Source organism: Pseudomonas khavaziana, assembly GCF_019145205.1.
Classification (GTDB): Bacteria; Pseudomonadota; Gammaproteobacteria; order Pseudomonadales; family Pseudomonadaceae; genus Aquipseudomonas; species Aquipseudomonas khavaziana.
Window position 1 is genome coordinate 295,872 of record NZ_JAHSTT010000007.1, and the last position, 22,785, is coordinate 318,656.

The window sequence follows — 22,785 nt, forward strand, 5'->3', positions numbered from 1 at the left end:
TGGTTTGCATTTCACATTCACTGCAACGGTGATTTGGCAGTCACCGGGTTGATTGCACGCTTGGCATTCAAGCCGTAATACAACACTCCACCCAACGCCGAACCGGTGAACCAGCCATAGCTGTAGAACCAGCTGAACGCATCGCTGCCCAGAGACAGCAGCGTCAGCACCACCGGCACACCAAAGGCGATAAAACCGCTCCAGTTCCAGGCCGGGTACACGTCATCGCGGTACAGCCCCGCCAGGTCCAGCTGCTGTCTGCGGGTAATGAAATAGTCCACCACCATGATCCCGGCGATCGGCCCCAGCAGGCTCGAATAGCCCAGCAGCCAGTTGGAATACACCGTCTCCAGGCTCACATCGGAAACGATCAAGCCGAGTTTTTTCAGCAGCTCATGGGCCATCAGCGCCAGCCCGACCAGGCCGGTCAGGATCACCGCCGTGGTGCGGTTGATCAACTTGGGCGCGATATTCTGGAAGTCGTTGGTGGGCGAGACGATGTTCGCCGCCGTGTTGGTGGACAAGGTGGCGACAATGATCAACGCCATCGCCACGGCCACCCATACCGGGCTCTGGATATGGCCGATCAGGGTCACCGGGTCAGAGACACTGACCCCCACCAGTTTTACCGAGGCGGCGGTCATGATCACGCCGAGGGCGGCGAACAGGAACATGGTCAGCGGCAAGCCGAAAATCTGCCCGAGGATCTGGTCTTTCTGGCTCTTGGCGTAACGGCTGAAGTCGGGAATGTTCAGCGACAAGGTGGCCCAGAACCCCACCATCGCCGTCAGCCCCGCCATGAAGTAGCCGGTGAGGCTCGCGCCTTCGGGGCGCTTGGGTGGAATCGCCATCAGTTCGCTGAGGGACACATTCGGCATTGCCCACACCAGCAGGCCAACCCCCACGGCCACCAGCAGCGGCGCAGATAACGTTTCCAGGCGCTTGATCGACTCTGCGCCACGCAGCACCACCCACAGGTTCAGGCACCAGAAGATCATGAAACCGATCACCTCACCGGTGCCACCGAGGGCCTTCCAGCCGTCGAAAATCGAACCCAGGAACAGGTGAATCGCCAACCCGCCAAACATCGTCTGGATACCAAACCAGCCACAGGCCACCAACGCGCGAATCAGGCACGGCACGTTGGAACCGAGAATGCCGAATGACGAGCGCAACAGCACCGGAAACGGGATGCCGTACTTGGTGCCTGGAAAAGCGTTGAGGGTCAGCGGGATCAGCACCACGATATTGGCCAGCAGGATCGCCATCAGCGCCTCGCCCACCGACAGCCCGAAATACGCGGTGAGCACACCGCCCAGGGTGTAGGTGGGCACGCAGATAGACATGCCGACCCACAGCGCCGTGATGTGCCACTTGTTCCAGGTGCGCTCGTGCACCTTGGTGGGTGCCATGTCGTGGTTGTAGCGAGGGCTGTCGAGGACGTCGGGGCCGGCGTCGAGTTCGTACAGGCCGTTGCGCTCGATGACTTGCGATCTGTTCTGTTGCATGGCCGCTCCACGGTTTTTTTAAAATTATTGTTGCTCACCTGCACGTTGTGTCCAGGTGGCCGGAGTACCGCGTAAACAACATGACATCACGGGCTCCTGCCAGCCGCCACTGCACTCAATTACCGTGCCGACAACCCAACTTGAACCCGCACCGCTTATATAACGTGCTGATGTTATTCAACTTTCAGATTGAATTCCGGCGTCCGTCGACGTTATGCAGACTACATAACGCGAACGTTATCCGAACCGTCCGGACTCAATCTGGTGCAACACAATTATTTTTATTTGCCGACGCCGTCAAGAGGCATATCTCAAGCGTCTGATTTGCAATAAGAAATGTTGCTCAAAAGCAGAACCTGTCAAGTGCGTCAAAACGGTGAGGTATTGCTACATTTTGGTGACTTAGTATTTTTTACTCTATAAATCAGCAAGTTAACGTCAGAAAAAGCTGAAGAAAAATCTTCTTGCTCAATCTAAAAACTCGGGCTAGTTTCTATTCCTGTCACCGATGACAGGAATTAACCGACCATCGGCGTGCAGCATTACAACACTTAGAACTGGCACAAGCCGGTCAAGCCTGTGAGGAACTCGACATGTCGCTGTTGATCCGTGGCGCCACCGTTATTACCCATGATGAAAGTTACCGCGCCGATGTTTTATGCGCAGGCGGTCTAATTCGCGCCATTGGCACGGATCTGGATATTCCCGCCGGCACTGAAATACTCGATGGCAGCGGCCAATACCTGATGCCGGGCGGCATCGACCCCCATACCCATATGCAACTGCCCTTCATGGGCACAGTGGCCAGTGAAGACTTTTTCAGTGGTACGGCGGCGGGCTTGGCCGGTGGCACCACATCGATCATCGATTTCGTGATTCCCAACCCGCAGCAATCACTGATGGAAGCGTTTCACCAGTGGCGCGGCTGGGCGGAGAAGTCCGCCTCCGACTACGGCTTTCATGTGGCAATCACTTGGTGGAGCGAGCAGGTGCGCGAGGAAATGGCCGAATTGGTCAGCCATCACGGCATCAACAGCTTCAAGCATTTCATGGCCTACAAGAACGCGATCATGGCCGCCGACGACACCCTGGTGGCCAGCTTCGAACGCTGCCTGGAATTGGGCGCGGTGCCCACCGTACATGCCGAAAACGGCGAATTGGTGTACCACCTGCAACGCAAGCTGATGGCCCAGGGTATCACCGGGCCGGAAGCGCATCCGCTGTCGCGCCCGTCCCAGGTGGAAGGCGAAGCGGCCAGCCGGGCGATTCGTATTGCCGAGACCATCGGCACGCCACTGTACCTGGTGCATGTGTCGACCAAGGAAGCGCTGGATGAGATCACCTACGCCCGGGGCAAGGGCCAGGCGGTCTACGGCGAGGTGCTCGCCGGCCACTTGTTGCTGGATGACAGCGTCTACCAGCACCCCGACTGGCAGACCGCCGCCGGCTATGTGATGAGCCCGCCGTTCCGCCCGCGCGGGCATCAGGAGGCGCTATGGCACGGCCTGCAATCGGGCAACCTGCACACCACCGCCACCGACCATTGCTGCTTCTGCGCCGAACAGAAAGCCGCCGGGCGTGATGACTTCAGCAAGATCCCCAACGGCACCGCCGGCATCGAAGACCGCATGGCGCTGCTGTGGCACGAAGGCGTCAATACCGGGCGCCTGTCGATGCAGGAGTTCGTTGCACTGACCTCCACCAACACCGCGAAGATCTTCAATCTCTACCCACGTAAAGGCGCGGTGCGCGTAGGTGCCGATGCCGACCTGGTGCTGTGGGATCCGCAAGGCACGCGAACGATTTCCGCCAAGACCCACCACCAGCAGGTCGACTTCAACATCTTCGAAGGCAAGACCGTACGCGGCGTGCCAAGCCATACCATCAGCCAGGGCAAGCTGGTCTGGGCCGAGGGTGACCTGCGCGCCGAACGCGGTGCCGGGCGCTATGTGGAGCGGCCGGCGTATCCGTCGGTGTTTGAGCAGTTGAGCAAGCGGGCGGAGCATTCAAGGCCGGTTGCTGTGAAACGCTGAAACCGCAATCGGGGGCAAGTACAGGCAACAAAAATGCCCACTTAGAGGCGATCCAAAAAAAACCGTGAGGCCACCACCGTGATCCAGACCCTGACCCACCTCCCCCATCCCCGCGAAGACGGGGCTACCCTCGCCAGCCAATTCACCGACCTGGCACCGCCCCTCAACGCCCGCCAGGCCCAACTGGAAGCCTCGCGCTGCCTGTACTGCTACGACGCGCCCTGTGTGAATGCGTGCCCCAGCGAGATCGACATTCCGTCGTTCATCCGCAATATTCACACCGACAACGTCCAGGGTGCGGCGCAGAAAATCCTTTCGGCCAACATCCTCGGGGGCAGTTGCGCCCGGGTCTGCCCCACGGAAATCCTCTGCCAGCAAGCCTGCGTGCGTAACAACGCCGAAGAATGCGCCCCGGTGCTGATCGGCCTGCTGCAGCGCTACGCCACCGACAACGCGCACTTCAACGAACACCCGTTCCAGCGCGCCGCACCCACGGGCAAACTCATCGCCGTAGTCGGCGCCGGGCCGGCGGGCCTGGCCTGTGCCCACCGTGCCGCATTGCACGGCCATGACGTGGTGATCTTCGAAGCCCGGGAAAAAGCCGGTGGCCTGAACGAATACGGGATCGCCAAGTACAAACTGGTGGATGATTTTGCCCAGAAGGAACTGGATTTTCTCCTGCAGATCGGCGGCATCGAAATTCGCCACGGCCAGCGCCTGGGCGACAACCTGAGTTTGAGCGAACTGCACCAGCAGTTCGATTCGGTGTTCCTCGGCCTCGGCCTGGCCGCCAGCAAACAGCTCGGCTTACCCCACGAAGAGGCCCCGGGCCTACTCGCCGCCACCGACTACATCCGCGAACTGCGCCAGGCCGATGACCTCAGCCAATTGCCCCTGGCCGACCGCTGCATCGTACTCGGCGCCGGCAATACCGCCATCGACATGGCCGTGCAGATGGCTCGCCTCGGTGCCCGGGATGTGAACCTTGTGTACCGCCGCGGTCTGGCGGACATGGGCGCGACCCACCACGAACAGGACATCGCCAAGGCCAATCAGGTGCGGCTGTTGACCTGGGCCCAACCCGAAGAAGTGTTGCTCGACGATCAGGGGCGCGTACGCGGCATGCGTTTCGCCCGCACCCGCCTGGACAACGGTCGCCTGCTGCCCACCGGCGAAACCTTCGAGCTGGCCGCCGACGCGATCTTTAAGGCTATCGGCCAAGGGTTTGACGGCGACGCGCTGCATGACCCATTGGCTCAGCAACTGCACCGTGTGGGCGAGCGCATCTTCGTCGACGAACAGCTGCGCACCAGCATCCCTGGCGTGTATGCCGGCGGTGATTGCGTCAGCCTCGGCCAGGACCTCACCGTCCAGGCCGTGCAACATGGCAAGCTGGCCGCCGAGGCCATGCACGCTCAACTCATGCTGAATGTGGAGGCTGCGTAATGGCCGATCTCTCGATTGTATTCGCCGGTATCAAGGCTCCTAATCCATTCTGGCTGGCCTCCGCACCACCCACCGACAAAGCCTACAACGTGGTCCGCGCTTTCGAAGCTGGCTGGGGCGGCGTGGTGTGGAAAACCCTGGGTGAAGACCCGGCAGCGGTCAACGTGTCGTCGCGTTACTCAGCACATTACGGCGCCAATCGCGAAGTGCTGGGCATCAATAATATCGAACTGATCACCGACCGTTCCCTGGAGATCAACCTGCGGGAAATCACCCAGGTCAAAAAGGACTGGCCCGACCGTGCGCTGATCGTATCGCTGATGGTGCCGTGCGTTGAAGAATCCTGGAAAAACATCCTGCCCCTGGTGGAAGCCACCGGCTGCGACGGTATTGAACTGAACTTCGGCTGCCCCCACGGCATGCCCGAACGCGGCATGGGCGCCGCCGTCGGCCAGGTGCCGGAGTATGTGGAGCAAGTAACGCGCTGGTGCAAGACCTACTGCTCGTTACCGGTGATCGTCAAGCTCACGCCGAACATCACCGACATCCGCGTGGCGGCGCGGGCAGCGTATCGCGGCGGTGCGGATGCGGTGTCGCTGATCAATACCATCAACTCCATTACCAGCGTGGATCTGGAACGCATGGTCGCCCTGCCGATGGTCGGCACCCAGAGTACCCATGGCGGTTACTGCGGCTCGGCAGTGAAGCCGATTGCCTTGAACATGGTGGCTGAAATTGCCCGTGATCCTCAGACCCAAAGCCTGCCGATCTGCGGTATCGGCGGTATAGGCAACTGGCGCGATGCCGCGGAATTCGTCGCTTTGGGCTGCGGCGCGGTGCAGGTATGCACAGCGGCGATGCTGCATGGGTTTCGCATCGTTGAAGAGATGAAGGATGGCTTGTCGCGGTGGATGGACAGCCAGGGTTACACCAGCCTGCAGGACTTTTCCGGGCGGGCGGTGGGCAATACCACGGACTGGAAGTACCTGGATATCAACTACCAGGTCATCGCCAAGATTGACCAAGAAACCTGCATTGGCTGTGGGCGTTGCCATATTGCGTGTGAAGATACCTCCCACCAGGCGATTGCCAGCTTGAAGCAGGTGGATGGCACGCATAAATATGAGGTGATCGATGATGAGTGCGTAGGCTGCAACCTGTGCCAGATCACCTGCCCGGTGGCGGACTGTATCGAGATGGTGCCGATGGACACGGGCAAGCCGTTTTTGAATTGGACCCAGGATCCGAGGAATCCCTACCGGGAGGCTGTGTAGCCCTTTAGACCTCTATCGGGAGCAAGCCCCCTCCCACATTTGACTGTATGGTCCAATTCAAAAACGGCTTGCCCGTGTCCATCGGCACCATCCCACTCAAGGCTCCAACCCAATCCCCCGCAAAATCACACTGGTCACGGTCTGGATCGCCTTCTCGAACTGCATGTCCGACAACGGCTGGTGGTCGTTCAGGATCTTCACCTGGTGATCAAAGTCGGCATAGTGCTGGGTCGAGGCCCAGATCATGTACAGCAGGCTTGAAGGCTCCACCGGCAGGATGCGTTTGTCTTCCACCCACTGGCGAATTTTCGCCTCCTTCATCTTGGCCCAGTCGTACAAGCTTTCATCCAATGCCTCACCGAGGGTCGGCGCGCCGTGGATGATTTCATTGGCCCAGACCTTGGAGCCATAAGGTCGTGTCCGCGAGCGCTGCATCTTGGCGCGGATATAACTGCTGAGCACCACCCGCGGGTCGTCGAACGTCTCGAAGCTCAGGGCGTCCTGCTTCCACAACTCGAGCAGGTCGAACAGCACCGCGCTGTACAGCTCGCTCTTGGTGGTGAAGTAGTAATGCAGGTTAGAGCGCGGCAGTTGCACCTCTTCGGCGATGTCGGCCATGGCGGTGCTGCCATAGCCTTTTTCGGCGAAGACTTTTTCTGCGGCCAACAGGATTTTTTCGACGTTGACCCGACGAATTCCACTCTTGTGATTGCCCATAAGGGCTCCCTGACAACAACACGGCCTAAAGACTACCATCGGCTCTAGATCGGGGCGACAGGCGCGGTGCAAACTTCGTACACTGCTTGTCCTTCCCATTGATTGGTATTGAACAATGTTGATCAAGAAAGCCCTGACTACCGTTACGCTGTTGGCATCCCTGCTGGGCGCTTCGGCAGCGTTTGCCCATGCCCACCTCAAGAGTGCAGAACCTGCGGCCGACAGCAGCGTCGCCGCGCCGAAAGACCTGCGCCTGACCTTCAGCGAAGGCGTCGAGGCGACGTTCACCAAGGTATCCCTGAGCAAGGACGGCACCGAAGTCGCCATCAAGGGCCTGGAAACCCCGGACGCCGACAAAAAGGTCCTGGTGGTCACACCCGCTGCACCGCTCGCGGCCGGCAATTACAAAGTGGTATGGAACGCGGTGTCGGTCGACACTCACAAGAGCAACGGTGAATACAGCTTCAAGGTCGGCCAATAACCCATGGCAACGTTGCTGGTGCTGTGCCGCTTCCTGCATTTCGTGGTGGTGCTGTTGATGTTCGGGGCCTGGGTGTTCAGGCCCTGGCTGCTCGGCACTCAAAGGCAGCCGGCACTGGACCGGCAATTGCTGCGCATTACCCGTGGCCTGGCCTGGGTGGGACTCGGTTCCGGCCTGGTTTGGTTGCTGTTGATCACCGCCAGCATGGCCGGCAGTTGGGATGCGGCGCTGCAACCGGCCACAGTGCAGCTGGTGTTGGGCAAGACCTTCTTCGGCCAGGTATGGGCCTGGCATCTGCTGCTGAACCTGCTGCTGGTGATCGCGCTGATCAAGCCCTGGCCAGTCTTGCGCATGCCATTGATCGCCCTGCTGCTGGCGACCCTGGCCCCCGTTGGCCATGGCGCCATGCTCGATGGGCTGAATGGGCAATTGCTGATCCTCAACCAGGTGGTGCATTTGCTTTGCGTAGGGGCCTGGCTGGGGGGGTTGCTGGTTCTGGTGCTGATCCTCAGACACGCGCAAGAGCACCGGTTGGAGCCGATTCTGCGCCGCTTCAGCGGTGCGGGTTATGGCCTGGTCGCAGGCTTGCTGGTAACCGGCTTGATCAACGTGCGCGTGCTCACCGGGCAACTGTGGCCCACGCCGTTGTTCAGTGGTTTCGCCCTGATTCTGTTGATCAAGGTGATGCTGGTGCTGGGTATGTTGGCGCTGGCGCTGCTGAACCGGCTGCGCCTTGATCGCTGCGAACAGCGACTGGGCAGCTTGAAAGCCAGTGTGATGGTGGAGTGGCTGTTGGGGGTCTGTGCAGTGGCCGCGGTTTCACTCCTTGGCACCCTGCCGCCGATGGTCCTGGCGGGATAAAAACCCAAGTCTGACTCGGTCAAATGTGGGAGGGGGCTTGCTCCCGATAGCAGTGTGTCAGTCACATTCATTCCAACTGATACACCGCCATCGGGAGCAAGCCCCCTCCCACATTTGACCATGCCCGCTTATATCAAGGCTCGGCAGGTCATCGTATAACTTCTGCTTGACACACCCCGAAAACCCCGCAAATATCCCGCTCAATGTTGTACGACGACGTATAACAAATAATAAAAACAACAAAAGAAAGGGAGCCTCACTGTGAGTCAATTCGCCCGAAATTGCTCTGCGCGCCTGGGCCTTATCAGCCTCGGCAGCCTGGCCGTCACCCTACCCCTGGCCGTCCAGGCCGAAGGTTTTATCGACGACACCAAGGCCACGCTCAACCTGCGCAACGCCTACTTCAACCGCAACTTCACCAACCCGACCAACCCCCAGGGCAAGGCCGAAGAGTGGACGCAGAACTTCATTCTCGACGCCAAGTCCGGCTATACCCAAGGCACCGTGGGCTTCGGGATCGATGTGCTGGGCCTGTATTCGCAAAAACTCGATGGCGGCAAAGGCACCGCCGGCACCCAATTGCTGCCGGTGCATGACGATGGCCGCCCCGCCGATAACTTCGGCCGCCTGGGCGTAGCGCTGAAGACCAAGCTATCGAAGACCGAATTGAAGGTGGGCGAATGGATGCCGGTGCTGCCAATCCTGCGCTCCGATGATGGCCGTTCCCTGCCCCAGACCTTCCGTGGCGGCCAGGTCACGTCCAATGAGATAGCCGGTCTGACCCTTTACGGCGGCCAGTTTCGCGGCAACAGCCCGCGCAACGACGCGAGCATGGAAGATATGTTCATGAACGGCAAAGCCGCCTTCACCTCCGACCGCTTCAACTTCGGTGGCGGCGAATACGCCTTCAATGACAAACGCACCCAGGTTGGCCTGTGGTACGCCGAACTCACCGATATCTACCAGCAGCAATACCTCAATCTCACCCACAGCCAACCCGTGGGCGACTGGACCCTGGGCGCCAACCTCGGCTTCTTCAACGGCAAGGAAGACGGCAGCGCCCTGGCCGGCGACCTGGATAACAAGACCGTTTCCGCCCTGTTCTCAGCCAGATACAACGGCCACACCTTCTACGTCGGCCTGCAGAAGCTCACCGGCGACAGCCTGTGGATGCGTGTCAACGGTACCAGTGGCGGCACCTTGGCCAACGACAGCTACAACGCCAGCTACGACAACGCCAAGGAAAAATCCTGGCAGTTGCGCCATGACTTCAACTTCGTGGTGCTCGGCATCCCCGGGCTGACCCTGATGAATCGCTATATCAGTGGCAGTAACGTGCACACCGGGGCGATCACCGATGGCAAGGAATGGGGACGCGAATCGGAGCTGGCCTACACGGTGCAAAGTGGTGCGTTGAAAAACCTCAATGTGCGGTGGCGCAACTCCACCATGCGCCGGGATTTCAGTAATAACGAGTTTGATGAGAACCGGATATTTGTCAGCTATCCGATTTCACTGCTTTAAATGCGGGAGAGCTTTTGTAGGAGCGAGCTTGCTCGCGAGAAACCTATGGGCACCGCGTTTATTCAGGAAACACGCGTTATCGTTGCCGTTTTTCGCGAGCAAGCTCGCTCCTACATTGAAAGTCACTTGTCTGGAAGGGCGTTGACAACACAGGGAATCCCTAACACTATTTCCCCATAGTCATACGACAACCTACAACAAAAATCTGGAATGCCCATGACCACCACAACGCCCGCTCCCTTTAACCGCCTACTGCTCACAGGCGCCGCCGGCGGCCTCGGCAAAGTCCTGCGCGAACGCATGCGCCCTTACGCCAAGGTCCTGCGCCTGTCGGACATCGCCGACATGGCCCCTGCTGCCGGCGCTCACGAAGAGGTACAGCCCTGCGACCTTGCCGATAAACACGCTGTGCACCACTTGGTCGAAGGCGTCGACGCCATCCTGCACTTTGGCGGCGTATCGGTGGAGCGCTCCTTCGAAGAAGTGCTTGGTGCCAATATCAGCGGTATTTTTCATATCTACGAAGCCGCCCGCCGCCATGGGGTCAAGCGAGTGATCTTCGCCAGCTCCAACCATGTGATCGGCTTCTACAAGCAGGGCGAACAACTCGACGCCCACTCCCCGCGCCGTCCGGACAGCTACTACGGCCTGTCCAAGTCCTACGGCGAGGACATGGCCAGTTTCTACTTCGACCGCTACGGCATCCAGACCGTGAGCATCCGCATCGGCTCCTCGTTCCCGCAACCGCAGAACCGCCGAATGATGCACACCTGGCTGAGCTTCGATGACCTGACCCAGTTGCTCGAACGCGCGCTGTATACGCCCGATGTCGGCCACACCGTGGTCTACGGCATGTCGGCGAACCTCGACACTTGGTGGGACAACCGCTACGCCGCGCACCTGGGCTTTGCGCCCAAGGACAGCTCCGAAGTGTTCCGCGCCCAGGTCGAAACCCAGCCGCCAGTGGCCGCCGATGACCCGGCTGCGGTCTACCAGGGCGGGGCCTTTTGCGCGGCAGGGCCGTTCGGTGACTGAGTGCATAGCAACCCAAGGGAATGAGTAGCCATGAGCGCTGAATTGATTGTCGACGCCCGCAACGCCGTGGGCGAATGCCCGGTGTGGGTGCCCGAAGAAAACGCCTTGTATTGGGTGGATATCCCCAACGGCGGCCTGCAACGCTGGGACGCCTCCACCGGCAACCTCAGCGCATGGAAGGCGCCACAAATGCTCGCCTGCATCGCACGCACTCAAGCGGGCAACTGGGTGGCAGGCATGGAAACCGGTTTCTTTGAGCTGACGCCCCACAATGACGGTAGCCTCGACACTAGGCTCTTGGCCGGTGTCGAACACCCGCGCCCGGACATGCGCTTGAACGACGGCCGCTGCGATCGCCAAGGCCGCTTCTGGGCGGGCAGCATGGTGCTGAACATGGGTTTGAACGCCGCTGAGGGCACTCTTTATCGCTATGCGTCTGGCACGGCGCCCTGTGCGCAGCTCGATGGTTTCATCACCCTCAACGGCCTGGCCTTCAGCCCCGATGGCCGCACAATGTATGCCTCTGATTCACACCCGTTGGTGCAGCAGATCTGGGCATTCGACTACGACATCGACACCGGCACGCCGTCCAACCGCCGGGTGTTTGTGGACATGCATGGTTTCCTCGGCAGGCCCGATGGTGCAGCTGTCGACGCGGATGGCTGTTACTGGATTTGCGCCAACGATGCCGGCCTGGTCCACCGTTTTACCCCGGACGGTCGCCTCGACCAGTCCCTCACCGTACCGATAAAAAAACCCACCATGTGCGCCTTCGGCGGCAGCCGCCTGGACACCCTGTACGTCACCTCGATCCGTGACGATGCGAGTGAACAGTCGCTGTCCGGCGGCGTATTCGCGCTCAACCCGGGCGTCAAGGGGCTGGCCGAACCACACTTCATCCTCTAGCTGTACTGCTGTGCCTTGAATACAACAATAACAAGACAGGAGTGACACCCCATGGACTTCAAACGCACCTTGCTCGCCGCCGCCCTCATCACCCTCAGCAGCGCCGCCCACGCGCTGGAAATCAAATTCGCCGACATTCACCCCGCCGGCTACCCCACCGTGGTCGCCGAAGAAAACATGGGCAAGGCCCTGACGCAGCAAAGCAACGGCGAGCTGACCTTCAAGTACTTCCCGGGCGGTGTGCTCGGTTCCGAGAAGGAAGTGGTCGAACAGGCCCAGGTCGGCGCAGTCCAGATGACCCGCGTCAGCCTCGGCATCGTCGGCCCGGTGGTACCGGATGTGAACGTGTTCAACCTGCCGTTCGTATTCCGTGACCAGGCGCATATGCGCAAGGTCATCGATGGCGAGATCGGCGACGAAATCCTCGCCAAGATCACCAACTCCGAGTTCGGCCTGGTAGCCCTGGCCTGGATGGATGGCGGCACGCGCAACCTCTACACCAAGAAGCCGGTGCGCAAGATCGAAGACCTCAAGGGCATGAAGATCCGCGTGCAGGGCAACCCGTTGTTTATTGACGCCTTTAACGCCATGGGCGCCAATGGCATTGCCATGGACACGGGTGAGATTTTCAGCGCCTTGCAGACCGGGGTCATCGACGGTGCGGAAAACAACCCGCCGACCTTGCTGGAACATAACCACTACCAGACCGCCAAGTACTACACCCTTACCGAGCACCTGATTCTGCCCGAGCCTATCGTGATGTCGAAAATCACCTGGAACAAGCTCACGCCAGCGCAGCAGGACATGGTCACGCAAGCCGCCAAGGCCGCACAGGCCGACGAGCGCGTGCTGTGGGACAAGAAATCCGCCAGCAGCGAGGAAAAACTCAAGGCTGCCGGTGTCGAGTTCATCACGGTCGACAAAAAGCCCTTCTACGACGCCACCGCCCAGGTGCGCGCCAAGTACGGCGCACCTTATGCAGACATGATCAAGCGCATCGACGCCGTTCAATAACCTCCCTGCTCCCTGCATAAGGCCCGGCGCGGTCGGCATCGACGCGCCCGGTCACGGTGAACGCCATGAAGAATCTACTGCTGCGCATCAACGACCGTATCTACATGACCTGCATCTGGGTCGCCGGCCTCTCGGTCCTGGGGGTGGCGCTGATCATTCCCTGGGGCATCTTCGCCCGCTACATCCTCGGCACCGGTTCCAGCTGGCCGGAGCCCACCGCCATCCTGCTGATGCTGGTGTTCACCTTTATCGGCGCTGCCGCCAGTTACCGCGCCGGCGCACACATGTCGGTGGCGATGGTCACCGACCGCCTGCCCCCCGCCCAACGCCGCATCGTCGGCATCTTCTCGCAATTGTTGATGGGCACCATCTGCCTGTTCATGACCCTCTGGGGCACCAAGCTGTGCCTGTCGACCTGGAACCAGTTCATGAGCGCCATTCCCACCCTGCGCGTGGGCATCACGTACATGCCGATCCCCATTGGCGGTCTGCTGACCCTGATCTTTGTGGTGGAAAAACTCCTGCTCGGGGACCAGAGCAACCGGCGCGTTGTGCGCTTTGACCTGGTGGAAGAAAGCGAAGGGGCTGCCTGACTATGGACGCATTGATTCTGCTGGGCAGCTTTATCGCCCTGATCCTGATTGGCATGCCGGTGGCCTACGCCCTAGGGCTGTCGGCACTGATCGGCGCGTGGTGGATCGATATTCCCTTCCAGGCCTTGATGATCCAGGTGGCGGGCGGGGTGAACAAGTTTTCGCTGATGGCGATTCCGTTCTTCGTGTTGGCCGGGGCGATCATGGCCGAGGGCGGCATGTCGCGGCGCCTGGTGGCGTTTGCCGGGGTGCTGGTGGGCTTTGTGCGTGGCGGCCTGTCCCTGGTCAATATCATGGCCTCGACGTTTTTCGGCGCGATTTCCGGCTCGTCGGTGGCCGATACCGCTTCGGTCGGTTCGGTGCTGATCCCGGAAATGGAACGCCGTGGCTACCCGCGTGAGTTCGCCACGGCGGTGACCGTGAGTGGCTCGGTACAGGCACTGCTGACACCGCCCAGCCATAACTCGGTGCTCTACTCCCTGGCCGCCGGCGGCACGGTGTCGATCGCCTCGTTGTTCATGGCTGGCGTGGTGCCGGGCCTTCTAATGAGCGCGTGCCTGATGGCGCTGTGCCTGATCTTCGCGAAAAAGCGCAACTACCCCAAAGGCGAAGTCATCCCGCTCAAGCAGGCGCTGAAAATCTGCGCTGATGCCCTCTGGGGCCTGATGGCCATGGTGATCATCCTTGGCGGCATCTTGTCGGGCATCTTCACCGCCACCGAGTCCGCGGCCATCGCGGTGCTGTGGGCGTTCTTCGTCACCATGTTCATCTACCGCGACTACAAGTGGAGCGAGCTGCCCAAGCTGATGCACCGCACGGTGCGCACCATTTCCATCGTGATGATCCTGATCGCGTTCGCCGCCAGCTTCGGCTACATCATGACCCTGATGCAGATCCCGGCGAAGATCACCACGCTGTTCCTGACCCTGTCGGATAACCGCTACGTGATCCTGATGTGCATCAACGTCATGCTGCTGTTGCTCGGCACGGTGATGGACATGGCCCCGCTGATTCTGATCCTCACGCCGATCCTGATGCCGGTGATCCTTGGCATCGGCGTCGACCCGGTGCACTTCGGTATGATCATGCTGGTCAACCTCGGTATCGGCTTGATCACGCCTCCGGTGGGCGCGGTGTTGTTCGTCGGCGCGGCGGTGGGCAAGGTCAGCATCGAGAAAACCGTGACCGCCCTGCTGCCGTTTTATGCGGTGTTGTTTCTGGTGCTGATAGCCGTGACGTACATCCCGGCGTTGTCGTTGTGGTTGCCACACTTGGTGCTGTAACCCGAACGTCAGAACAAAGGTGAGCAAATGTGGGAGGGGGCTTGCTCCCGATTGCGGTGTGACAGTCACTACAGATATGACTGATCCACTGCTATCGGGAGCAAGCCCCCTCCCACATTTTGCTCTGCACTGTGTCAGTGTCAGGGCGGTGAGTTTTTGAGGCGCCCGGCAGTATCGATACTCACCACCACCGACAACCCCGGCCGCAACCGCTCACTCTCGGCCTGATCCGGGTCTACGGTAATCCTCACTGGCACGCGCTGGGCGATCTTGACGAAGTTGCCGGTAGCGTTGTCGGCCTGCAACAGGCTGAACTCTGACCCGGTTGCCGGTGAGATGTGCTGCACCGTGCCATGGAATTTGCGATGGTTCAGCGCGTCCACGGTGAAGGTCACCGGCTGGCCCACCTGCACATTGTCCATCTGGGTTTCTTTCATATTGGCGATCACCCACAGTTGCTTGGGCACCAGGGCCATCAATTGCGCGCCGGAATTGACGTAGGCGCCCAGACGCACGCCGATCTGCCCGAGCTGGCCGTCGCGGGGGGCGGTGATGCGGGTATTGGACAAATCGATCCGTGCCAGTTCCACCGCCGCCTCGGCACTCGCCACGGCTGCTTCCAGGGAGCCGCGGTTGACGATGACGGTCTGCAGGTCCTGGCGGGCAATTTCCAGGCTGGCCTGGGCCTGGGCCACGGCGGCGATGGTCTGGGCATTGGCGGCGCGGGTCACGTCCAGCTCGCGCTTGGACACAGAGCCGTCGCTGATCAGTTCTTCGTTGCGGCGCAAGTCAGCGGTGCTTTTGCGCGCCTGGGCCTGGCTATCGACCAACGCGGCCTGGCGCAGCTTGATAGTTGCTTCGGCGCTGTTGCGTTGCTGCACCACATTGGCCAGCGACGCCTTCTGCACCGCCAGTTGCGCCAAGGCCTGATCCAGGCGCTGCTTATAGATGCGGTCGTCCAGGCGCACCAGCAGGTCGCCGGCCTTCACATACTGGAAATCCTGCACCGGCACTTCGAATACATAGCCGCTGAGCTGCGGGCCGATAATCGTCACCTGCCCGCGCACCAGGGCGTTCTCGGTAGTCTCCACCGCGCTGCTGAACGGTGGCAGCTGCCAGGCATACAGCACGATCAACACACCGATGATGGCAATCGCGGCAAAGCCCAGGGACGAGACGATACGCACCCGCAGGGAACGCGGCTCAGTCACCGTGGCGCCGGGGGGCGTGGTGCCTTCCGGGGTCGCGGCGATGGCGTTGGTGGTCGTGGTGGTAGAAGTCGGTTCGGTCATGAAGAAGCGCCGCTGGGTTGAACGGAAGGGGTCGCTGCCTTGGTGGTGCTCATCAACCACAGGCTGCGGGTAAAGATCCAAAGCATGGTCAGGATCGCGATAATCGCGATCAGCATGAAGACATCGTTGTAGGCCATGACGTTCGCCTCACGGGTGGCCGCCGTGGCCAGGCTGCGGATGCCCATGAGGTTGCGTAGCTCCGGGTCGGCGACGATCCCGCCATAGGCCGAACCACCGCTCTGCACCCGCGCTGCCACACGTGGATCGATCAAGGTCAGGTGCTCGACGATCATGCTCGAGTGATACTTCTCGCGCACGATCTGGAAGGTGCCGAGCAAGGCCGCGCCAATCAGGCCGCCAAGGTTCTGGCAAATCCCGAACATCACCGAGAAGCTCACCAGGTTGCGTGGGTTGGTCAGCACGTTTTTGGTGCCCAGCACCATGGTCGGCCCGAGGAAGAACGTGCCGCCAAAGCCTAGCAGGAACTGGCTGATGTAGAGGTTTTGCGGGCGGGTCAGGTTGCTGGAGAAACTGTCCATCACCGAGCCTGTGGCCATCAGCGCCAGGGAAATCACCAGGGGCATCAGCAGGTGCGCCGGGTTGATCGTCAATGCGCTGACCACCAGCCCGGCGATCGCGCCGGCCAGCATCACCACATACAGGGTATGCATCTGCTGGTAGCTCATGTTGAGCATCTGCATGAACCCCACCGCACCGGTGGATTGCTCGGACAGCACCATACGGATCAGCACCACCGCCAAGGCCAGGCGAATCATCGCGCCGCTGCCCAGCCAGCGCGTCATCAGCATCGGGTTGCTGCGGTTATGCTCGATGGCCAGCCCCGTCATGATCAGCACCAGGGAACAGGCCGAGGCCACGCCGATCCAGGGTGCTTCCAGCCACCAGTCGATACGCCCCAACGACAGCACCGCGCAGAGCAAGGCCACGCCGCTGGCGAGGATGGCGAAGGTGAGAAAATCGAGTTTTTCAAAGGTCTTGAAGCGGTCGCCGGGTGGCAGCTTGAGCAGGAACACACAGCCCAGGCAGATCAAGGCCAGGCCCAATTCGAACAGGTATAGCCCGCGCCATTCGGCGATCTGCAGCAAGTCTTCGGAAAACAACCGCGCCAACGGTAACGCAAGCTGCGCGGTGCCCAAGCCGAGCACCAGGGCTTTCAAACGCCACTTGGCCGGGAACGCCTGGATCATGTAGTACAGGCCCAGTGAACTCAGCGCCGCGCCGACCATGCCATGGGCGGCGCGCACGGCAATGGCCGAGTTGAGGTCGTTGACAAACAAATGCCCGAAGGTCACCAGCGCATAGAGCACCAGGAACACCTCGGTAAACGCGCGCAGGCCGAACTGCTGGCGAAACTTCACCAGCAGCAGGTTCATGCACACGTTGGTCATTACATAGGCGGCCGGCAGCCAGGCCATTTCCGCAGTGGTCGCGCCGAGGGCGCCTTGCAGGTATTGCAGGTTGGCGATGACCAGGGCGTTGCCCAGGCCACCGGTGATCGCCACCAGCACTCCGACCATCGCGTACAGCCAGCGCTTGTGGGTGGGGTGCAGCGGCGTCGACGGCGAACCGGGCAGGCTCGGGCGCTCGTGGGGCTGCCAGGTGTGGGGGGTGTATTTGTCCATTCGATGACCTAGATGACCCGACGGGTGAGGTCGGTAAAACCATTACTCAGGCACAGTAAACCTGAGCGGCGTTCATCTTGCCATCTCGGACGTATTGTTAAGCGGCCATCCAGCCAGTCACTCGCGGCTTTCTTTGCTCGACGACATGCGCATTTCAATCAGACCCAACCGAGCCAACTCCAATAAGTGGCCGCAAACACCAACATCAACCCATAACCAATCAACGTCACCAGGATCCCCACCTTGGCAAACTGCCGCGCCGTAAACGTCCCGGTGCCCAAACACACCATATTCTGCGGCGCATTGATCGGCAGGATAAACCCGTAGCTCATCACAAACCCCAGCAGCATCGTCATCCCCAACCGGTTGAACTCCGTCGGCAAGGTCTGCAACACCGCAATCAATATCGGCAGCAACGCCGAGGTCAGCGCCGTCGCACTGGCGAACCCCAGGTGGATCACGATCAAAAACGCCGCCAGGATCGCAAACACACCCAATGGCCCGACATGGCCCAACCCGGTATGCGTCACCACCTGCGAGCCAAGCCATTGCCCAGCCTGGGTGGTCAGCAGTGCGGTACCCAGGCTGATCCCCACGCCGAACACAATCACAGTGCCCCAGGGGATGCGCGACTGCACATCCTTCCAAGTCATTACACCGATGCCGGGCAGCAGCAAACAGACCAGGCCTGCATAGGTCGTCGAAGTGGTGTCAAATGCGTGCAGGCGGCCTTCGGTGGCCCAGGCCAGCAATAGCAGCACCGAGACCGCCAACAGACGCTTCTGCGCTCCGGTCATCGGGCCGATGTCCACCAATGATTGGGCCACCGCTTCCTTGCCGCCGGGGATGCTGTCGGTTTCCGGCGGCAGCAACTTGATCACCAGCAACAGCAATACCGCCGACATGATCACTGCCCACGGCGCGCCGGCGATCAACCAGTCGATCCACGACACGCGCTGGCCGAGCATCTTGTCCATAAAGCCCACGGTCAGCAGGTTCTGTGCAGCCGCAGTCTGGATCCCGACATTCCAGATGCTGGTGCCCTGGGCCACCACGATCATCAGCCCGGCGGCGATGTTCGAGCGTTTGTCGACGCCAAACGCGGCGACCACCCCCATCATGATCGGCACCACGCAGGCACTGCGCGCCGTGGCGCTGGGTACAACGAGGCTGAGCAGGACAGTCACCGCAATCGCCCCCAGCAAAATACCGCGCGTGCTGGTGCCGACCCGGGTCAGGGTTACCAGCGCGATGCGCCGGTCCAGGCCCGTGTGGGTCATGGCCGCAGCTATGAACAACGCTCCCGCCACCAACGCCAGCGCCGGATTGGAGAAGCCGGTGAGCGCCATGCTGATGGCCGGGCTGGAGCCGATCAGGTGCGTGGGATCCTGCAGCGACGGCGCGGTGCCCAGCAGGAACGCCATGAGCGAGGTGATCATGATCGCGCTGGCTTCATAAGACACCGCCTCGGTGATCCACACCACCACGGCGAACGCGAGGATCGCCAGCATGCGATGCCCGGCCACCGGCAGGTCGGCGGGCAGCGGCAACAGCAGGACGCCGACCATCACCAGCACGCCGACCACCAGGCCCAGGGGTAATTTGAAGGATGCCGTGGTTATTGCCGGGTCGCTCATGGGGGGTTCTCCGTCGGCCGGTTAATCAGGCAGACACCATGGACCCATTCGCTGCAGCAGGTGTTGACGGGCATCAACGCACCACGCCGCCGCCCCCCCTGAAGAGGTTCAGCGCAACGCGTTAACCAGCATCCCGGCCGCGACCACCACACACAGGCTGGCAAAACCCACCTGCAAGCTGCGCGCAGGGATCACCGAACACAACCGTCGTCCGGCCAGCATGCCGACGACGCTTGCGCCGATAAACACCCAGCCTACCGGCTCGATGCTAACCCCGGCATGAAACGCGCCCACCACGCCGATCAGCGAAAGCAGGCTGACCACCATCAACGAAGTCGCGACGATCCCACGCATCTGCACGTCGGTCAGTTGCTTGAACGCCGGCACGATCAGGAAGCCGCCGCCCACGCCAAGCAACCCCGACACCGCGCCGGTCACCGCGCCCAATGCAGCCAGGGTGGCCGTGCATTTGGCCGTCCAGGCCAGGCGCCCGGTCTGCTGGTTGAGCATGCAGTTCTTCTGGCCCCACGAGGCCGAGCCATGGTCGCTTGGCCCGGCTTCGACTTTCTCGCGCCGCAACATGCGCCAAGCCACCAGCACCATCAAGGCGCTGAACAGGCCCATCAGCAGTTGCTCCGACAATTGGTGGGCGACGAACACGCCCAAAGGCGAAAACAACGCGCCCAGCAATGCGATCAACAGCGCCGCGCGATAACGCACCAGCCCATGACGCAAGCCATCAATCGCGCCCACTGCCGCCGCCGCGCCCACTGCGAGCAGTGACACCGGGGCCGCCTGGGTCATACTCAAGCCCAGCCCCAGCACCAGTGCCGGCACCCCTAGGATGCCGCCGCCGGCGCCGGTCAGGCCCATGACCAGGCCCATCAATACCCCCAGGATACTTGCCAGCAGCATTCAGTCCACCTTGCTCAGACGGGTCAGCCACTCGCGGCCCTTGAGCATGCCGTTCCAGTAGAACCACGGCAGCAACGTGGCCTTGAGGAACCACATCGAGCGACGCGCCCGGGTCGGGTCGAGGGGAAAGGTCGGCAGCAGCTTGCCGCCGTAGCCGAACTCGGCGAGTACCACCTTGCCCTTCTCCACCGTCAGCGGGCAGGAGCCATAGCCGTCATACTTGAGCGGCAGCGGCGCCTGTTTGCGCAGGGCCAGCAGGTTCTCGGCCACCACCACGATCTGCTTGCGCACGGCGGCGGCGGTCTTGGCGTTGCTGGTGCCGCACACATCCCCCAGGCCGAAGATATGCGGGTAGCGCAGGTGCTGCAGGCTGTGGGGGTTCACCTCGCACCAGCCGGCGGCGTCGGCCAGCGGGCTCTGGCGGATAAAGTCCGGGGCCACCTGCGGCGGTACAACGTGCAACATATCAAAGGTTTTCTCTTCGACGTTCACCTTGCCTTCGGCGTCCTTCACTTCAAACCAGGCTGTGCGCGCCGGGCCGTCGACTTTCACCAGGTTGGAATTGAACGCCAGGCGCGCCTTGTATTTCTCCACGTATTCCATCAATGGCGGCACAAAGGTCGCTACGCCAAACAGCGCGGCGCCGGCCAGGTTGAATTCGACGTCGATGTTGTTGAGATTGCCCTGCTTGAGCCAGTGGTCGCACGACAGATACATGGCTTTCTGCGGCGCGCCGGCGCATTTGATCGGCATGGCCGGCTGGGTGAACAGTGCCTTGCCGCCCTTGAGTTGCTGCACCAGTTGCCAGGTGTAGGCGGCATGCTCATAGCTGTAGTTGGAGGTCACGCCGTGGCGGCCGAGGGTGTCCTGCAGGCCCTCGATTTTCTCCCAGGCCAGGCGCAGGCCGGGGCAGACGATCAGGTTGTTCCAGGTCACGCGCTGGCCGCTGTCGAGCACCAGGGTTTGCTCGTCGGGCAGCAGCTCGCTGACGGCGGCCTGTACCCAACTGACGCCGTTGGGCAATACGTCGGCCAGAGGGCGGCGGGTCTTTGCCAGGTCGTAGGCGCCACCGCCCACCAGGGTCCAGGCCGGCTGGTAACAGTGATAGTCGTTGGGTTCGATCAGGGTGATGTTCAGGTGCGGGTCGCGCTTGAGCAGGCTGGCCACCAGGCCGATGCCTGCCGAGCCGGCGCCGATGACGACGATATCGCCACTGATGGTGGGTCCCCAGTGTTGTTCGGTCATTGTCTACTGCCTTTTTGAGTCAATGCACACAAGGGTCGCTGCCGGATGGCGTCACGCCCAGCTTTTTATGACCGCGCCGCAATACAGGCCGGACAGGGTCTTCATTACTTGAATCACTTCGTGGCTGGCCAGGCCGTAGAAAATGTATTTGCCTTCACGACGGGTTGCGACCAGCCCTTCATCGCGCAGGATGCCCAACTGTTGGGACAGGGTGGGCTGGCGCACGCCGGTCAGGGCTTCCAGCTCGCCGACGTTACGCTCACCCTGGGTCAACTGGCACAGGATCAACAGCCGGTCTTCATTGGCCAGGGCCTTGAGCAGGCAACAGGCCTTGGACGCCGACGCACGCAACTGGGCGACTTCGCCCTCACTCAAGGTAGATTCCATTTGCTTCGGGTCCTTTATGTCACTTAAGCTCAAGACATTATGTTTAAACATAAACTGATTGTAACCACTTTTTTCTTCATCGGGGACAGCCGCCATGCCAGCGTTGATTCAAGCCTTTCTGGATGACGCATCGTCGACCTACACCTATATCGTCTATGAAGCGGATGGCGGCCCCTGCGCCATTGTCGACTCGGTGCTCAATTACGACCCGGCGTCCGGGCGTACCGACACCGCCCAGGCTGACAAGGTCATTGCCTTTGTGCGCGAGCACGGCTTGCAGGTGCAGTGGTTGCTCGAAACCCACGCCCATGCCGACCACCTGTCCGCCGCGCCCTATCTTCGTCGCACGTTGGGCGGCAAGATCGCGATCGGCGAGTCGATCAGCAAGGTACAAGGCGTATTCAAGCACCTGTTCAACCTGGAGCCGGAATTTCGCGTCGACGGTTCGCAGTTCGATCACCTGTTTGCGCCGGATGAAATCTTTCATATCGGCGGTTTGAAAGCCCAGGCCCTGCATGTGCCGGGACACACCCCGGCCGACATGGCCTACTTGATCGACGGCCGCTTGATCCTGGTGGGCGACACGCTGTTCATGCCCGACGTCGGCACCGCCCGCTGCGACTTTCCCGGCGGTGATGCGCGGCAGTTGTACGCGTCGATGCGCAAGCTGTTGGCTTTCCCTTCGGACACCAAGTTGTACGTGTGCCATGACTACCCGCCTGAGGGGCGTGAGGCCAAGTGCCTGACCACCGTAGCGGAACAACGGGCGGGGAATATCCACGTGCATGATGGGGTGGATGAAGCGACGTTTGTAGAGATGCGCACCACCCGTGATGCCGGGCTGGGCATGCCGACGCTGTTGTTGCCGGCGATCCAGGTGAATGTGCGGGCGGGGAACATGCCGCCAGCGGAAGAAAACGGCGTGACCTACCTGAAGATCCCTCTCAACCAACTGTGAAAATACAGTAAAAAATGTGGGAGGGGGCTTGCT

At 61.1% G+C, this 22,785-nt stretch carries 20 protein-coding genes; 12 read left to right on the top strand and 8 right to left on the bottom strand.

Going from position 1 to position 22,785, the window contains the following annotated elements; translation table 11 throughout:
- Positions 1 to 17 precede the first annotated feature (17 nt).
- The gene (locus KVH01_RS18895) at positions 18 to 1,508 is read right to left on the bottom strand and encodes an NCS1 family nucleobase:cation symporter-1 (protein WP_217882432.1); all 1,491 of its coding nucleotides are present in this window, start codon (positions 1,506 to 1,508) and stop codon (positions 18 to 20) included.
- A 593-nt stretch (positions 1,509 to 2,101) separates the two neighbouring features.
- Here KVH01_RS18895 and hydA point away from each other — a divergent pair.
- From hydA to preA, 3 genes are all read left to right on the top strand, one after another.
- Entirely contained in the window at positions 2,102 to 3,541 is a 1,440-nt protein-coding gene (gene hydA, locus KVH01_RS18900; protein ID WP_217882433.1) for a dihydropyrimidinase, read from the top strand.
- A 78-nt stretch (positions 3,542 to 3,619) separates the two neighbouring features.
- Positions 3,620 to 4,987, top strand: coding sequence for an NAD(P)-dependent oxidoreductase (locus KVH01_RS18905; protein ID WP_217882434.1), 1,368 nt, complete (start codon positions 3,620 to 3,622; stop codon positions 4,985 to 4,987).
- On the top strand, positions 4,987 to 6,261 hold the full coding sequence (preA, locus tag KVH01_RS18910; protein ID WP_124412605.1) for an NAD-dependent dihydropyrimidine dehydrogenase subunit PreA: 1,275 nt from the start codon (positions 4,987 to 4,989) through the stop codon (positions 6,259 to 6,261). The genes KVH01_RS18905 and preA overlap by 1 nt, the downstream gene beginning before the upstream one ends.
- A 96-nt stretch (positions 6,262 to 6,357) precedes the next feature.
- On the opposite strand, the gene KVH01_RS18915 is transcribed toward preA, so the two are convergent.
- On the bottom strand, positions 6,358 to 6,978 hold the full coding sequence (locus KVH01_RS18915; RefSeq protein WP_043048725.1) for a TetR/AcrR family transcriptional regulator: 621 nt from the start codon (positions 6,976 to 6,978) through the stop codon (positions 6,358 to 6,360).
- A 115-nt stretch (positions 6,979 to 7,093) separates the two neighbouring features.
- On the opposite strand from KVH01_RS18915, the gene copC reads away from it, so the two are divergent.
- From copC to KVH01_RS18955, 8 genes are all read left to right on the top strand, one after another.
- Positions 7,094 to 7,459, top strand: a complete 366-nt coding sequence (gene copC / locus KVH01_RS18920) for a copper homeostasis periplasmic binding protein CopC (RefSeq protein ID WP_043048726.1) — start codon at positions 7,094 to 7,096, stop codon at positions 7,457 to 7,459.
- Positions 7,460 to 7,462: 3 nt separating this feature from the next.
- Entirely contained in the window at positions 7,463 to 8,320 is an 858-nt protein-coding gene (gene copD / locus KVH01_RS18925) for a copper homeostasis membrane protein CopD (RefSeq protein ID WP_217882435.1), read from the top strand.
- A 261-nt stretch (positions 8,321 to 8,581) separates the two neighbouring features.
- Positions 8,582 to 9,844 carry an OprD family porin gene (locus KVH01_RS18930; RefSeq protein WP_217882436.1) on the top strand — a complete coding sequence of 421 codons (1,263 nt, stop codon included), beginning with the start codon at positions 8,582 to 8,584 and terminating at the stop codon, positions 9,842 to 9,844.
- 216 nt (positions 9,845 to 10,060) lie between these two features.
- Entirely contained in the window at positions 10,061 to 10,879 is an 819-nt protein-coding gene (locus tag KVH01_RS18935) for an NAD-dependent epimerase/dehydratase family protein (RefSeq protein ID WP_043048730.1), read from the top strand.
- 30 nt (positions 10,880 to 10,909) lie between these two features.
- Positions 10,910 to 11,785 (top strand): SMP-30/gluconolactonase/LRE family protein, encoded by an 876-nt coding sequence (locus KVH01_RS18940; RefSeq protein ID WP_217882437.1) that lies wholly within the window; start codon positions 10,910 to 10,912, stop codon positions 11,783 to 11,785.
- Between the two features lie 51 nt (positions 11,786 to 11,836).
- Complete coding sequence (locus KVH01_RS18945; RefSeq protein ID WP_217882438.1) at positions 11,837 to 12,799, top strand: TRAP transporter substrate-binding protein; 963 nt, start codon at positions 11,837 to 11,839, stop codon at positions 12,797 to 12,799.
- Between the two features lie 65 nt (positions 12,800 to 12,864).
- A complete protein-coding gene (locus KVH01_RS18950; protein ID WP_043048734.1) occupies positions 12,865 to 13,392 on the top strand; it encodes a TRAP transporter small permease in 528 nt (175 codons plus the stop codon).
- Positions 13,393 to 13,394: 2 nt separating this feature from the next.
- Positions 13,395 to 14,675, top strand: a complete 1,281-nt coding sequence (locus KVH01_RS18955) for a TRAP transporter large permease (RefSeq protein ID WP_217882439.1) — start codon at positions 13,395 to 13,397, stop codon at positions 14,673 to 14,675.
- Positions 14,676 to 14,815: 140 nt separating this feature from the next.
- Here the strand turns inward: KVH01_RS18955 and KVH01_RS18960 are convergent, their stop codons facing one another.
- The 6 genes from KVH01_RS18960 to KVH01_RS18985 all read right to left on the bottom strand — a co-directional run bounded on the left by KVH01_RS18960 (position 14,816) and on the right by KVH01_RS18985 (position 21,794).
- Positions 14,816 to 15,967, bottom strand: a complete 1,152-nt coding sequence (locus KVH01_RS18960) for an HlyD family secretion protein (protein WP_043048736.1) — start codon at positions 15,965 to 15,967, stop codon at positions 14,816 to 14,818.
- Complete coding sequence (locus KVH01_RS18965; protein WP_217882440.1) at positions 15,964 to 17,610, bottom strand: MFS transporter; 1,647 nt, start codon at positions 17,608 to 17,610, stop codon at positions 15,964 to 15,966. The genes KVH01_RS18960 and KVH01_RS18965 overlap by 4 nt, the downstream gene beginning before the upstream one ends.
- Before the next feature lie 158 nt (positions 17,611 to 17,768).
- On the bottom strand, positions 17,769 to 19,247 hold the full coding sequence (locus tag KVH01_RS18970; protein WP_217882441.1) for a DASS family sodium-coupled anion symporter: 1,479 nt from the start codon (positions 19,245 to 19,247) through the stop codon (positions 17,769 to 17,771).
- 108 nt (positions 19,248 to 19,355) lie between these two features.
- Positions 19,356 to 20,162: a sulfite exporter TauE/SafE family protein gene (locus KVH01_RS18975; protein WP_043048741.1), complete on the bottom strand. Its 807-nt coding sequence runs from the start codon at positions 20,160 to 20,162 to the stop codon at positions 19,356 to 19,358.
- Positions 20,163 to 21,407, bottom strand: a complete 1,245-nt coding sequence (locus KVH01_RS18980) for an NAD(P)/FAD-dependent oxidoreductase (protein WP_043048743.1) — start codon at positions 21,405 to 21,407, stop codon at positions 20,163 to 20,165.
- Between the two features lie 51 nt (positions 21,408 to 21,458).
- The gene (locus KVH01_RS18985) at positions 21,459 to 21,794 is read right to left on the bottom strand and encodes an ArsR/SmtB family transcription factor (protein WP_043048744.1); all 336 of its coding nucleotides are present in this window, start codon (positions 21,792 to 21,794) and stop codon (positions 21,459 to 21,461) included.
- Positions 21,795 to 21,888: 94 nt separating this feature from the next.
- On the opposite strand from KVH01_RS18985, the gene KVH01_RS18990 reads away from it, so the two are divergent.
- Positions 21,889 to 22,752, top strand: coding sequence for an MBL fold metallo-hydrolase (locus KVH01_RS18990; RefSeq protein ID WP_043048745.1), 864 nt, complete (start codon positions 21,889 to 21,891; stop codon positions 22,750 to 22,752).
- The last annotated feature ends 33 nt before the right edge of the window (positions 22,753 to 22,785 follow it).